We start from the raw sequence: 12,802 nt of genomic DNA, 5'->3' as shown, positions 1-12,802 counted from the left end.
GTCTAGGATTCTGTAGGGGCAATCGCTGACTACCTAACAACAACACCGGAGTGGCCGCCATGAAAACCGTCGCAGAATTACTCAAAGCCAAGGATCAGAAGAATCAGGACGTCCACACCATCCAGTGGGACCATACCGTGTTCGAAGCACTGGTGCGGATGTCCGAGAAAAACGTCGGGGCCTTGCCGGTAGTCAAGGACGGCACCGTGGTAGGCATCATCAGCGAGCGCGATTACGCACGCAAACTCATCCTCAAAGGTTTATCGTCGGTGACTACCCGGGTCGATGAGGTGATGAGTTCCCCGGTCATCACCGTCGATACCCACAAGACGGTTGAAGCGTGCATGAACATCATGACCGACAGTCACCTGCGCCACCTCCCGGTGGTGGAAGACGGCAAGCTGCTCGGCCTGCTGTCCATCGGCGACCTGGTCAAGGAAGCCATTGCTGAACAAGCCGCCTTGATCCAACAGCTGGAGCAGTACATCCGAGGCGAATAGGAGACCCCATGCTCGACACGCTGGAACATCACGAGGATCACCTCGACACCTTGCATCGGGCAATGGCTGAACGGCGCTTTGTGGTACTGACCGGCGCCGGCATCAGCACTTCGTCGGGCATTCCCGATTACCGCGACAGCGAAGGCGTAAGGCGTGGCAAGGCGCCGATGATGTATCAGGAGTTCCTCGCTACCGCACAGGCGCGGCGTCGTTACTGGGCGCGAGCCATGCTCGGATGGCCGAGGGTACGTGTTGCGCAACCGAACAAGGCGCACCTGGCGTTGGCGACGCTGCAGTCGCAAGGGTGCATCAGCGGGCTGATCACCCAAAACGTCGACACCCTGCACGATCAAGCCGGGAGCCATGATGTGATCGAGTTACATGGCAGCCTGCACCGGGTGCTGTGCCTGGATTGCCAGTTGCGCAGCTCGCGCGATGTGATCCAGCGGCAAATGGACATCGACAATCCCTACCTGGCGCAGGTCCATGCCGTGCAGGCACCGGACGGCGACACCTTGCTCGACCCCACCTTCGAAGAACACTTCCAGGTCCCCCACTGCCCACATTGCCATGGCGAGCGTTTAAAGCCGGACGTCGTGTTCTTCGGTGAGAACGTGGCGCCCGCCACTGCGGTCAGGGCGATGGCGGCCGTACAACACGCCGAGGGCTTGCTGGTGGTGGGGTCATCGCTGATGGCGTATTCGGCGTTTCGCCTGTGTAAGGCGATGGTGGAACAGGGCAAGCCGGTGATCGCCATCAACCTGGGCAAGACCCGCGGGGATGAGCTGTTGCAGGTAAAAATCAAAGCGTCCTGCGAGCTATTATTACCTTTGCTGGCCGGACGACTGTAGGAGCGAGCTTGCTCGCGAAAAACTCACAGGCGCAACGAGCATCCAGGAAACACCTGTTAGTCTGCGACCCGCCGCCCCAAAAAATGACGCTCAAGTCACGTTTCTCGCGCATCTCCCCGCCCCCACAGCGATTTATGTAGTGCCATAAAATAATCACTACATAATCGTTGACGTAACCTTTTTGTCCTTGCATTATCGAGACGTCTCCCGGATCGGGAGTGTTGGTAACACGCGTTTTGAACAGGCTCGTCTGACCGCCGAGCTGTTTTTCCGGATGTGCACTGCCCACAAGGCAGATTGATGAAGCTGACAGGTCCTGAAGGGGATCGGTACAAGGAGCTAAATCGCTGCTTGTCTTCGTTACGAAAGCGTTGCGTAGCCGTTCATCAGCAAGACTACATGCATCAGGTTCAAGACCCTGCCCGTATTCGGCAGACCGTTACTGACGCCCGGTTTTCGTAACCGGAGACAACTAAGCAAGTTTTAACGAACCAACTGATAGATCGCCAACTGGTCAAGGGGCTTACACATGAATCTGAACAACCAACCAACTATCGATGAATTGGCTGAGATGTTCGCAGCGCAGAAAGACACACTCGACGACCATATCCTGTGGATTGGCAAATCGGGCGAAGTTCAACTTGACTGCCTGGCGCCCCACACCGAAGAAGCCGAGTTCGACCGCAACCATCGTGAACTGGCAGCGCGCCTGAAGATGTACCGTCGCGGCCAGGGTTATGTCGGTAAGAAAGCGGCAGCCGATCGCAACTTTATCGAGCAGGTGTTCGACACACTTAACAATGCCTGGGCGTCGTTCAAAGACAGCTCGCAAGTTAAAGTGATCGACCGTTACTACTGACTAAAAAATATTTAAACTAATGTGGGAGCTGGCGTACCAGCTCCCACTTTTGTTTTGCGCACCTCAGAACGTCGGAAACCGCCCCTTTCCTGCTTCATCCCGGAAAATATCGAACAACACCTGCGCCGCCGCCGATAGTTCATGGCCTGGTTTAGTCAGTACGCCAATCGGCCGCTCGATCACAGGGCCAGTCAAGGTGATGCAATGGGCGCCCGCCTCCTCCATCTGCCGTGCACACAGCGCGGGCACGGCGCTGACGCCCAAGCCGCTGGCAACCATCTTGCCCACCGTCGCCAATTGATGGCTTTCCAACGCCACCGGCAATTTCATCTGCAAGGTGCCCAAGTGTTCTTCGAGCATTACCCGTACCGTCGATGGACGCTGCAGGGTAATGAAGGGCTGTTCCAACAGGCTTTTCCAGTCGATTTCAGCCCGTTGTGCCAAGGCCGAATCTGCCGGCACCACTGCGATAAACCGGTCCAGGTACAGCGGCGTGAAGGCCAATGACGAACCGTCGGAAGGTTCGAACGCAACGCCCAATTCCACTTGGCGGTCGCGCACCATCTCCAGCACCTGCTCGTTGATCAGGTCATGCACCGTCACGTTCACCTGGGGATAGCGCGCGCGGAAGATCTTCAGAATCGGCGGCAACAGGTTACCGGCAAATGACGGCATCGCCGCTACCGTTACGCGTCCGCGCTGCAGGGTGAAACGTTGACGCAGTTCATCCTCGGCATTGTCCCAATCGGCAATCAACCGGCGCGCCAGCGGCAACAGCGATTCACCTTCGGGCGTGAGGGCCACGTTGCGTGTGTTGCGACTGAACAGGCGCCCTCCCAAGCCTTCTTCAAGGCCCTTGATCGTCAGGCTCAGTGCCGACTGGGAAAGGTGCAGACGCTCACACGCAGCGGCGAAACTCAGGCTCTGGGCCACGGCCAGAAAGGCACGTATCTGTTTAACGGTCATAGGAAAGCTCCAAGCGGCAAGTTGAACGCTGCAAGTAAAAGCGGCCGTCAATGACGCTTGTAGCTCGGCGCTTGCGGTTGATTATGCTGTTTTTCAAACCAATCAACCTAAAAAAACAACTTAACAAATCAATCCGTCAGCGCAACACTCGGTCCATTGGCTGGCCCACTCACAATAAAAGAGGTGCATATGGCAGGTTTCGATAAGCGCGTGGCGTCCTATGAAGAGGCGCTGGCAGGCCTGGAAGATGGCATGACCGTGCTCTCCGGTGGTTTTGGCCTCTGCGGCATCCCGGAAAACCTCATCGCCGAGATCAAGCGCAAAGGCACCCGCGACCTCACCGTAGTCTCCAACAACTGCGGCGTCGACGGTTTCGGCCTGGGCATCCTGCTGGAAGAAAAGCAGATCAGCAAAGTGATCGCCTCCTACGTCGGTGAAAACGCCCTGTTCGAGAAGCAACTGCTCAGCGGCGAAATCGAAGTGGTGCTCACGCCCCAAGGCACCCTGGCGGAAAAAATGCGCGCAGGCGGTGCCGGCATTCCGGCCTTCTTCACTGCCACAGGCGTCGGCACCCCTGTCGCCGAAGGCAAGGAAACCCGCGAATTCAAAGGCCGTCCCTACCTGATGGAAGAGTCCATCACCGGTGACTTCGCCATCGTCAAAGGCTGGAAAGCCGACCACTTCGGCAACGTCATCTACCGTCATACCGCTCAGAACTTCAACCCGCTGGCCGCCACCGCCGGCAAGATCACCGTGGTCGAAGTCGAGGAAATCGTCGAACCGGGCGAGCTGGACCCCGCGCAGATCCACACCCCTGGCATCTACGTCGACCGGATCATCTGCGGCACCTTCGAGAAGCGCATCGAACAGCGCACCGTCCGCAAATAATCCGCCCCAGCCCGAACAATAAGGACTCATAAAATGGCTCTTACCCGCGAACAAATGGCTCAACGCGTCGCCCGCGAAATGCAGGACGGTTTCTACGTCAACCTCGGCATCGGCATTCCGACCCTGGTGGCCAACTACATTCCCGAAGGCATGGAAGTGATGCTGCAATCGGAAAACGGCTTGCTCGGCATGGGACCGTTTCCGACGGAAGAAACCATTGATGCCGACATGATCAACGCCGGCAAGCAAACCGTCACCGCACGCATCGGCGCCTCGATTTTTTCCTCCGCCGAGTCCTTCGCGATGATTCGCGGCGGCCACGTGGACCTCACCGTACTCGGCGCGTTCGAAGTGGACGTACAAGGCAACATCGCCTCGTGGATGATCCCCGGCAAGCTGGTCAAGGGCATGGGCGGCGCGATGGACCTGGTGGCCGGAGCGGAAAACATCATCGTGATCATGACCCATGCGTCCAAGGACGGTGAGTCGAAGCTGCTCAGCCAGTGCAGCCTGCCGCTGACCGGCGCCAACTGTATCAAGCGTGTGCTCACGGACCTGGCCTACCTGGAAATCGAAAATGGCGCTTTTGTCCTCAAGGAACGCGCACCTGGCGTCAGCGTTGAAGAGATTGTGAGCAAGACCGCCGGTAAACTGATCGTTCCGGACCACGTTCCAGAAATGCATTTCCAGTGAGGACAGATTCCATGCAAGACGTCGTGATTGTTGCTGCCACCCGCACCGCCGTGGGCAGCTTTCAGGGTTCGCTGGCGGCTATCCCGGCCCCTGAACTGGGCGCTGCGGTGATTCGTCGCCTGCTGGAGCAGACCGGCCTGAACCCGGCCGAAGTGGATGAAGTGATCCTCGGCCAGGTGCTCACCGCCGGCAGCGGCCAGAACCCTGCGCGCCAGGCCTCGATTCTCGCCGGCCTGCCCCATGCCGTGCCGAGCCTGACCCTGAACAAGGTCTGCGGCTCCGGCCTCAAGGCCCTGCACCTGGGCGCGCAGGCGATCCGTTGCGGCGACGCCGACGTTATCATCGCCGGCGGCATGGAGAACATGAGCCTCGCGCCGTACGTGCTGCCTGCTGCGCGCACTGGCTTGCGCATGGGCCACGCCAAGATGATCGACAGCATGATCACCGATGGCCTGTGGGATGCCTTCAACGACTACCACATGGGCATCACCGCCGAGAACCTGGTGGACAAGTACGGCATCAGCCGCGAGGCGCAGGATGCCTTTGCCGCCGCCTCCCAGCAGAAAGCCGCCGCCGCCATCGAAGCCGGGCGTTTTGCCGATGAAATAACACCCATCCTGATTCCCCAGCGCAAAGGCGACCCGGTGGCCTTTACGGTAGACGAACAGCCGCGTGCCGGTACCACCGCCGAATCCCTGGCCAAGCTCAAGCCCGCCTTCAAAAAAGACGGCAGCGTCACCGCAGGCAACGCCTCCAGCCTCAACGACGGCGCCGCCGCGGTGCTGCTGATGAGCGCCGCCAAAGCCAAGGCCCTCGGCCTGCCGGTACTGGCGCGTATCGCCAGCTACGCCAACGCTGGGGTCGACCCGGCAATCATGGGCATTGGTCCTGTGTCGGCCACTCGCCGCTGCCTCGACAAGGCCGGCTGGCAATTGGCCGATCTGGACCTGATCGAAGCCAACGAAGCCTTCGCCGCGCAATCCCTGGCGGTGGGCAAAGAGCTGGAATGGGACGCTGACAAGGTCAACGTCAACGGCGGCGCCATCGCCATCGGCCACCCGATTGGTGCTTCAGGCTGCCGTGTGTTGGTGACCCTACTGCATGAAATGATCAAGCGCGACGCCAAGAAGGGTTTGGCAACGCTGTGCATCGGTGGCGGCCAGGGCGTGGCGCTGGCCCTCGAACGCAGCTGATTCAAAGAGCAACATGGAAAAGGCCCGGTTCCACGAAAATCGGGCCTTTTCTTTTATCGATCCCCCGGTAAGTACTCGGTCAAAAAGTGCGAGCTGGCATAGGTGTCCGTTAAGGCCCGCTGGCCGTAATCCGACATTGTTTTGGAGGTAAACCGGTCGAATGTGGCCCACTGTAGGAGCGAGCTTGCTCGCGAAAAACGTCCAGGCAACGCGTTCATTCTGAATAAACGCGGGAGCCCTGAGTTTTTCGCGAGCAAGGGCTAGCCGCCCGCCTCGCTCCTACAAAAAGCCTTAACTGACTGGCATTGGGGGATCAACGTTTCATACAACGCTGATACCGCTCATCCACGCGTTTGGCAAACCAGGCCGTGGTCAGGTTGCGGGTGATCTTCGGGCTTTTAAGCACAATGCCTGGCAGGACCGCCCGCGGCAGCGGCTTGCCGGCCGCTTTCTCGGCCAGGACGAATACGCGTTTATACAGCGTGGTGTCCTCGAAATCCAACTGCTCGCCCTGCTCCAGTTGGCTGCGAATGCTGGGATTACGCATGTCCAGTTTCGCCCCCAATGAACGCACCGCCAGTTCGGTGGTGCCCGGCAGCAACGAACCATAGCGAATCAAATCCCCATCCAGCGCCAAGTCGGTGCCCGAGGCACGGCTGACCGCAGCCTGGAAGGCGGCATTGCGGCTGGCGTACCAACCCGCGTTGAAATCGGCGAAGCGATACAGCGGCTGGTCATAGCTAACCGGGTAGCCCAGCAAATGCGCGATGCCGAAGTACATGCCGCCACGGCGGGTGAATACTTCGCGGCGAATCGTACCGTCCACCGTGTAGGGATAACCCCGCGCCTGTTTCTGCGCAAAATCGATGCTGACCTGCATCGGGCCGGCGGTGTGCACCGGGTTGAACCCGCCAAACAGCGTGTTGCCCAGAGGCACCACACTAATGAAGTCGTCAAAGATACCGCTCAGATCCTTCTCCGTACGTGCCGCATTCAAACGCTCGGCGTAGGTTTTGCCGCTGGGCGAGCGCAGTTGCAAGGCGCTGCGCACGACAAACGCCGGTACATGCACCTTCCCGGCCCGCCGCAGGATTTCATCCTGAGCGATCTTACCCATGCCTGGCACCGCCGGGTCGACCTGATAGGTGGACTCTTGCTCGGTCACCGCCAGCACGGCGCAGATATTTTCGGTGCTGGGGTAGATCTTCTGGGCGTCGAACGCGGTGTAGATGTCCTGGGCCCAACCGGTGCGGTCCGCGAGCTTGGCCGGTAGCAGCCGCACGATCTGCGCCTTCACCTCGGCCTCGCCGCGCTCGGGTAGTTGCGGACCGCGTGAGGTAGAGCAACCCGCCAGCACCAGCAAGGTCGCGAGGCAGAGGATCAGGCGGTTTGAAAACATGGGGCTTCCTTGATTGACGGCGGGCCGGGCAGTGAGGATATCGACAGGCAAGTCTAACCGGGGTTCGTGGCTATGCCGAACTGGGTGCAGCTCTGGCTGAAACTTCCCACGTAAACGCCGGATAAGCTCTACTCCCCCGCCCTGAAAACCGCTGCAAAGTCCCTCGCCTGATCACACAGTGCGAGGGATTGCAGATGGTTTTTCCAGTAAGAGCCCGGATCGTCGAGGCTCACCCATGATCGAAGCCACCAGCCAAGCCATTGGCTTTCTGGTGCTGGCCGCAATGGATTCGAAGACGCGGGACGTCGACTCCGTGCTCAGCGATTTTCGCGGGTGCCTCAACCACTACGACAGCTGGGCACAGAGCTTTTTCAGCTTTTCTGCATTGGATGTGGAGCAGGTGTTCAAGGCCGGGGATGGGGTGGCGCTGGTTGCGCCAATCAACCGCTCGATCTTTCCTAGCAGCACCGTCGCTACCTGCCAGGCCAATGGCACGTTGACCCTGGTGCATAGCTTTCAGAGCTCGCGTTTCGTGCCGATCGGCAATACGCCGGTGGTGTTGCAGCGCATCGATCCAGACGGTGGCCCGCTGGGCGACCCCATCCATAAGACCATCGGCCCAAGCGGCATCCTCGAAGTGACCGAGTGTGACCGCAACCAGCAGTATCGGGTCAGTTTCTATCCCAACGTTTCGTCGGAGCATTTCAAGGCGCTGTACGCCTCTTATCAGTCAGTCATCACGCCACTGGAAAGCTGGCTGCGCAGTGAATGGACCACCACCTTCGAACCGCTTTGGGAGGGTTACTCCGAAGCGAATTTTCTCAAGCGCTACCTCTCGCTGCACCGCGCGTATGCCCAAGGCTTTGGCGATGTTCTTTATTCGGTTTGGGACAACATCAAGCAGTTACTCCAGTGGTTATCGGACCCGCTGACCAACGCTGAAAAGTTGCTGCATTACCTTTCCCAGGACGAACTGGAAAAATTACTCGCGCTAAGTGCCGAGACCCTCGCCAAGGGTTTGCTGGTGCTCAGCGATGAGCCTTTGCTGTTCGTTTACCTGGCGGCGCTGGTCAGCTGGATGCGCATGCTGCCGCCGCCGTACATGAACGAAATGCTCGGGGAAATTGGCGCCGAGGTCGTCATCACGCTGTTACTGGGACTGGCGACGGCGGGCATGGGTCTTGTGGTGTGCATCAGCACCAAGGTGTTGGCCGGCATCAAGTCGCGCCGGGTGCGCAGGTGGCTGGAGCAAATAGCCGCGCAGTTCGGCGCAGCTCGCCTGGAGGGGCACAGCGAAGCGCTCAAGCCGGTGTTGCTGAGCAGTGCAGCAATACCGATCAAGGGGGTGCCGGTTGGGCCATTGAAGGTGGACAACGCTCTGGTTTCAAACCCGGTGTCGGCGGTGCGCAGCAAGACCCAGCGCACGGCGTTGGTTCGGCAGGAGACGGTGGATGATGTGCCTACCGTGGCATCGAACCCGAAGGGGGATGTGGCGGCTTCTGCGGACAAAACCGTCACGCATGGCTGCCCGGTGTCGATGGTTACCGGCGAGGAATTGCTGACCCTCACCGATGGCGCACTGGATGGAGTTTTGCCGTTCGAGTGGACGCGCTTGTATCGCACCAGCGCGGTGGAAGTGGATTGCGGGTTGGGGTTTGGCTGGAGTCATGCGCTGACCCAGCGGCTGGTGGTGTCGGGCGATTCGGTGATGTGGACCGACCACGAAAACCGCTCGACCACCCTGCCCTTGCCGACGGTGGCTCGGCCCGCGATTACCAACAGCCTGGCCGAAGCGGCGATTTACCTGGGGTCGTTGCCGGATGAACTGGTGCTGGCTCAGGGGTCGCGGTTCTATCACTTTTGCGACGGTGTGCTGACGGCGATCAGCGATGCGTATGACAACCGGTTGCGCATTTTCCGGGATCGGTTGGGGCGAATTGAGCGAGCGGACAACGGTTCCGGTCGCTCGCTTTTATTGCGTTATGAATCCGACCGCATTGTCGCGGTGGACTACCAGGTTCATCGCGCCAAGGGGCATGAACCCTTCGTTTGGCTGACCGAACAAAACGTCGTTTCCTACGCCTATGACGACGCTGGACGACTGGTGTCGGCGACCAACGCTGTCGGTGAATGTGAGCGTTATCGGTACGACGAACAACACGTCATTCTCGAGCGGCAACTGGCCGGGGGCGCGAGTTTCTTCTGGGCATGGGAACGCGCCGGCAAGGCCGCACGCTGTGTCCGGCACTGGGCCAGTTTCTCGCAGATGGACACGTGCTATGCCTGGGACGACGACGGCAGCGTCACCGTGCACAACGCCGATGGCAGCCAGGAGGTTTATGTCCATGACGACCGAGCGCGACTGGTACAGCGCATCGATCCCGACGGCGCCCAGCATTTCAAGTCCTACGATGACAAGGGCCGCCTGACCGTCGAGCAAGACCCGCTGGGCGCGGTGACGGCCTACCAGTACGACGACGCCGGGCGCCTGGTGGCGCTGTTTCCGGGGGATGACGAGCCAACGTCCTACGAGCATGACAACGGCTTCGTACGGGTTATGCGCCGGGGTGAGGCGGTCTGGACATACGAACGTAATGACCAGGGCGATGTCACTCGTCAGATCGATCCCGGTGGCCATGCGACCGACTACAGCTACAACAAGCAGGGGCAACTCACCGGCGTTTGGTACCCCGATAACAGCTGCCATCGGCTGGTGTGGAATGAGCGCGGGCAACTCGTTGAAGAACAGCTGCCCAATGGCGCAATCAAGCGCTATCGCTATGACGACCTGGGCCGGCAGATTGCGCGTGAGGATGAGCATGGCGCGCTGACCCAGTATCAATGGGACGGCGTAGGTCGGTTAACGCGCTTGGTGCTGCCGGACGGTGCCGCACGGGAATTCAGCTACAACCCCTACGGAAAAATCATCGCCGAACGCGACGAACTAGGCCACGTCACCCGCTACGAATACGCCGACGGCCTGCACCTGATCAGCCGCCGCATCAATGCCGACGGCAGCCAGGTCAAGTACCGCTACGACAACGCCCGCCTGCTGCTGACCGCCATCGAAAACGAAGTCGGCGAAACCTACCAACTCGACTACCACCCCAACGGCCTGATCCAACAGGAAACCGGTTTCGACGGCCAACGCACCGCCTACGCCTACGACCTCAACGGCAACCTGCTGGAGAAAACCGAACACGGCGACGACGGCAGTCAGCTCGTTACCCAATACGAACGCGACCATGTCGGCCGCCTCGTACGAAAAACCCTGCCCGATGGCAGCACTGTCGACTATGCCTACGACCGCCAAGGCAACCTCCTCAGCGTCGACGACGGCCACTGGTTCCTGGCCTACGAGTACGACCGCCAAAACCGCCTCACCGCTGAACACCAGGGTTGGGGCACCTTGCGCTACGGCTACGACGCCTGCGGCCAGCTTCAACATTTACACCTACCCGACAACAACCGCCTCACCTTCAACCACGACAAAGGCGGCCACCTCGCCACCGTCGAGCTGAACGGTTCGTTACTGACTTCCCACCTGTTCAAAGCCGGTCGCGAACACCAGCGCCAGCAAGGCCAACTGCTCAGCCACTACCACTACGACGACCAAAACCGCCTGCACGCCCACGCCGTCACCCAGCAACAAAACCATCTTTACCAACGCCACTACGACTACGACAAAGCCGGCAACCTCACCCGCCTGCACGACACCCGCAAAGGCGAACACCTTTACCACTACGACCCGCTCCACCGCCTGACCCGCGCCAATCACTCGCAAGACGTACAGGAGCGTTTCGGCCACAACCCGGCGGGCAATCTGCTCATGCAAAACCGGCCGGGGCCGGACATCGTTGCGGGCAATCGCCTGATGATTCAGGGCTATCATCATTACGACTATGACGCCTTCGGTAACCTGATCCGCGAGCGGCGAGGCAAAGGTCACTCACTCGTTACCGAATACCGCTATGACTGCCAGCACCGGTTGATCGGCGTCACGAAACCCAACGGCCAAACCGCCAGTTACCGCTATGACCCGTTTGGACGGCGTATCAGCAAAACCGTCGACGGCATCATCACGGAGTTTTTCTGGCAAGGCGACAAACTGATCGCCGAACACCATGCCGATCATCATCGTAGTTACCTCTACGAGCCGAACAGCTTCCGGCCACTGGTATTACTGGAAGGCTTCGGCCCAGAGGCGATAAAGCCTTACCACTACCAACTCGACCACCTCGGCACCCCGCAAGAACTCACTACACCTGAGGGCGACATCGTCTGGTCCGCCCACTACCGCGCCTACGGAGAAATCAGCCGGCTCGACGTAGGCAAAATCGACAACCCGCTACGTTTCCAGGGCCAATACTTCGATCAAGAAAGCGGTCTCCACTACAACCGCCATCGCTACTACAATCCGGATATTGGTCGTTACCTGACGCCCGACCCGGTGAAGCTGGCGGGTGGGATCAACGCGTACCAGTACGCGCCCAATCCTACTGGATGGGTGGATCCGCTGGGTTTAAGTACATGTCCAGGCGCGGGTGGATGTAAATCACAGCTTAATACGGAAAAATCTCACGGGCAGGTAGAGGTGGATGAGGGGGCTCCCCCGCTACCACGCTCAGAAAAAAAAAGAGAATATCTATATCGCGGTGACTTAAGAAAACCAGACGAAATCTTTAATAATGGATTTGAAAGTCGGGGAGACAGCACAGACCTTTTCCTGCACGCTTTGAATAATGCCAGTCCTCCTAGCAAGTTCGTCCCCACTTCGACCTCAAGAAAACAAGCGTTGGTATTTGCTTCAAACTTTGGATTCGAAGAAGGTTTCCTTTACACACTGAGGAAAATCCCTGGAAGAGACGTGAACAAAGAGCTCGGAAAGCTCTCAAAACATAAAAACGAATTAGAAATCGCAATTCCCGGACGAATAGATACCAAGGATATTTTAGGAGCATCGCCCGTTAATGAAGACGGAACCTTTAAGGGATATACAATTTTGAACCCGCATAGGAAATACCCATGAAATCGCGTGAAATCACCATTATCAAAGACGGGATACGTGACAGTGCAGTGGTCAAATATGAAGGCGGCAAACCTACCCTTTATCTATTTCTAAGCAACGGGATCCAAAAAACCTATACAGCAATGGACTTATACGATTGCTTCGGCTTATTAAGAGCTGATATGAAAGACACATTGTTTCTTTGCAAAGGCGCCAAAATCAACGTCCACACGTCAGGTATGTCTTCACATATGTCAAATGGTCTTGTTACTTACGAACTGACGATGGGACAGCCAGAAGGGGAACTTGTGCATATATTTTCTTATGAAGAAAACGATCTCACCAATGATATACAAGAGCAGCATGATTTCTGCCAGCGCTGGGCTGAATCGGTGCAAACTTAGCAAATGCATCTGTGACGAGCACGCTCGCCACAGAATGAGCA

10 protein-coding genes are annotated in these 12,802 nt (G+C 58.5%); 8 read left to right on the top strand and 2 right to left on the bottom strand.

Features of this window, described 5'->3' with window-relative positions:
- Positions 1 to 59 precede the first annotated feature (59 nt).
- The 3 genes from QF045_RS12520 to QF045_RS12510 all read left to right on the top strand — a co-directional run bounded on the left by QF045_RS12520 (position 60) and on the right by QF045_RS12510 (position 2,210).
- Positions 60 to 500, top strand: coding sequence for a CBS domain-containing protein (locus QF045_RS12520; RefSeq protein ID WP_306492449.1), 441 nt, complete (start codon positions 60 to 62; stop codon positions 498 to 500).
- 8 nt (positions 501 to 508) lie between these two features.
- On the top strand, positions 509 to 1,351 hold the full coding sequence (locus tag QF045_RS12515; RefSeq protein WP_306492448.1) for an NAD-dependent protein deacetylase: 843 nt from the start codon (positions 509 to 511) through the stop codon (positions 1,349 to 1,351).
- A gap of 529 nt (positions 1,352 to 1,880) precedes the next feature.
- Positions 1,881 to 2,210: a hypothetical protein gene (locus QF045_RS12510; protein WP_057725643.1), complete on the top strand. Its 330-nt coding sequence runs from the start codon at positions 1,881 to 1,883 to the stop codon at positions 2,208 to 2,210.
- Between the two features lie 63 nt (positions 2,211 to 2,273).
- Here the strand turns inward: QF045_RS12510 and QF045_RS12505 are convergent, their stop codons facing one another.
- Positions 2,274 to 3,176: a LysR family transcriptional regulator gene (locus tag QF045_RS12505; RefSeq protein ID WP_306492447.1), complete on the bottom strand. Its 903-nt coding sequence runs from the start codon at positions 3,174 to 3,176 to the stop codon at positions 2,274 to 2,276.
- Between the two features lie 189 nt (positions 3,177 to 3,365).
- On the opposite strand from QF045_RS12505, the gene QF045_RS12500 reads away from it, so the two are divergent.
- Genes QF045_RS12500 through QF045_RS12490 form a run of 3 tightly spaced genes read left to right on the top strand, consistent with a single transcriptional unit; the run spans position 3,366 to position 5,950 of the window.
- On the top strand, positions 3,366 to 4,064 hold the full coding sequence (locus QF045_RS12500) for a CoA transferase subunit A (RefSeq protein ID WP_124362130.1): 699 nt from the start codon (positions 3,366 to 3,368) through the stop codon (positions 4,062 to 4,064).
- Between the two features lie 33 nt (positions 4,065 to 4,097).
- Positions 4,098 to 4,757, top strand: coding sequence for a CoA transferase subunit B (locus tag QF045_RS12495; protein WP_003211625.1), 660 nt, complete (start codon positions 4,098 to 4,100; stop codon positions 4,755 to 4,757).
- 11 nt (positions 4,758 to 4,768) lie between these two features.
- A complete protein-coding gene (locus tag QF045_RS12490; protein ID WP_306492446.1) occupies positions 4,769 to 5,950 on the top strand; it encodes an acetyl-CoA C-acetyltransferase in 1,182 nt (393 codons plus the stop codon).
- Positions 5,951 to 6,263: 313 nt separating this feature from the next.
- On the opposite strand, the gene QF045_RS12485 is transcribed toward QF045_RS12490, so the two are convergent.
- Positions 6,264 to 7,349: a DUF1615 domain-containing protein gene (locus tag QF045_RS12485; protein ID WP_306492445.1), complete on the bottom strand. Its 1,086-nt coding sequence runs from the start codon at positions 7,347 to 7,349 to the stop codon at positions 6,264 to 6,266.
- Between the two features lie 235 nt (positions 7,350 to 7,584).
- On the opposite strand from QF045_RS12485, the gene QF045_RS12480 reads away from it, so the two are divergent.
- Both QF045_RS12480 and QF045_RS12475 read left to right on the top strand, forming a co-directional pair.
- Positions 7,585 to 12,378 carry an RHS repeat-associated core domain-containing protein gene (locus tag QF045_RS12480; RefSeq protein WP_306492444.1) on the top strand — a complete coding sequence of 1,598 codons (4,794 nt, stop codon included), beginning with the start codon at positions 7,585 to 7,587 and terminating at the stop codon, positions 12,376 to 12,378.
- Complete coding sequence (locus tag QF045_RS12475; RefSeq protein ID WP_306492443.1) at positions 12,375 to 12,761, top strand: hypothetical protein; 387 nt, start codon at positions 12,375 to 12,377, stop codon at positions 12,759 to 12,761. Before QF045_RS12480 ends, QF045_RS12475 begins: the two co-directional genes overlap by 4 nt.
- Positions 12,762 to 12,802: the final 41 nt, after the last annotated feature.

This window comes from Pseudomonas sp. W4I3 (assembly GCF_030816195.1).
Lineage (GTDB): Bacteria > Pseudomonadota > Gammaproteobacteria > Pseudomonadales > Pseudomonadaceae > Aquipseudomonas.
This window is presented reverse-complemented; position numbering and strand designations above follow the sequence as displayed.

Coding starts and splice junctions, on each gene's coding strand:
- QF045_RS12520 (WP_306492449.1), top strand. CDS start 60: ATGAAAACCGTCGCAGAATTACTCAAAGCCAAGGATCAGAAGAATCAG.
- QF045_RS12515 (WP_306492448.1), top strand. CDS start 509: ATGCTCGACACGCTGGAACATCACGAGGATCACCTCGACACCTTGCAT.
- QF045_RS12510 (WP_057725643.1), top strand. CDS start 1,881: ATGAATCTGAACAACCAACCAACTATCGATGAATTGGCTGAGATGTTC.
- QF045_RS12505 (WP_306492447.1), bottom strand. CDS start 3,176: ATGACCGTTAAACAGATACGTGCCTTTCTGGCCGTGGCCCAGAGCCTG.
- QF045_RS12500 (WP_124362130.1), top strand. CDS start 3,366: ATGGCAGGTTTCGATAAGCGCGTGGCGTCCTATGAAGAGGCGCTGGCA.
- QF045_RS12495 (WP_003211625.1), top strand. CDS start 4,098: ATGGCTCTTACCCGCGAACAAATGGCTCAACGCGTCGCCCGCGAAATG.
- QF045_RS12490 (WP_306492446.1), top strand. CDS start 4,769: ATGCAAGACGTCGTGATTGTTGCTGCCACCCGCACCGCCGTGGGCAGC.
- QF045_RS12485 (WP_306492445.1), bottom strand. CDS start 7,349: ATGTTTTCAAACCGCCTGATCCTCTGCCTCGCGACCTTGCTGGTGCTG.
- QF045_RS12480 (WP_306492444.1), top strand. CDS start 7,585: ATGATCGAAGCCACCAGCCAAGCCATTGGCTTTCTGGTGCTGGCCGCA.
- QF045_RS12475 (WP_306492443.1), top strand. CDS start 12,375: ATGAAATCGCGTGAAATCACCATTATCAAAGACGGGATACGTGACAGT.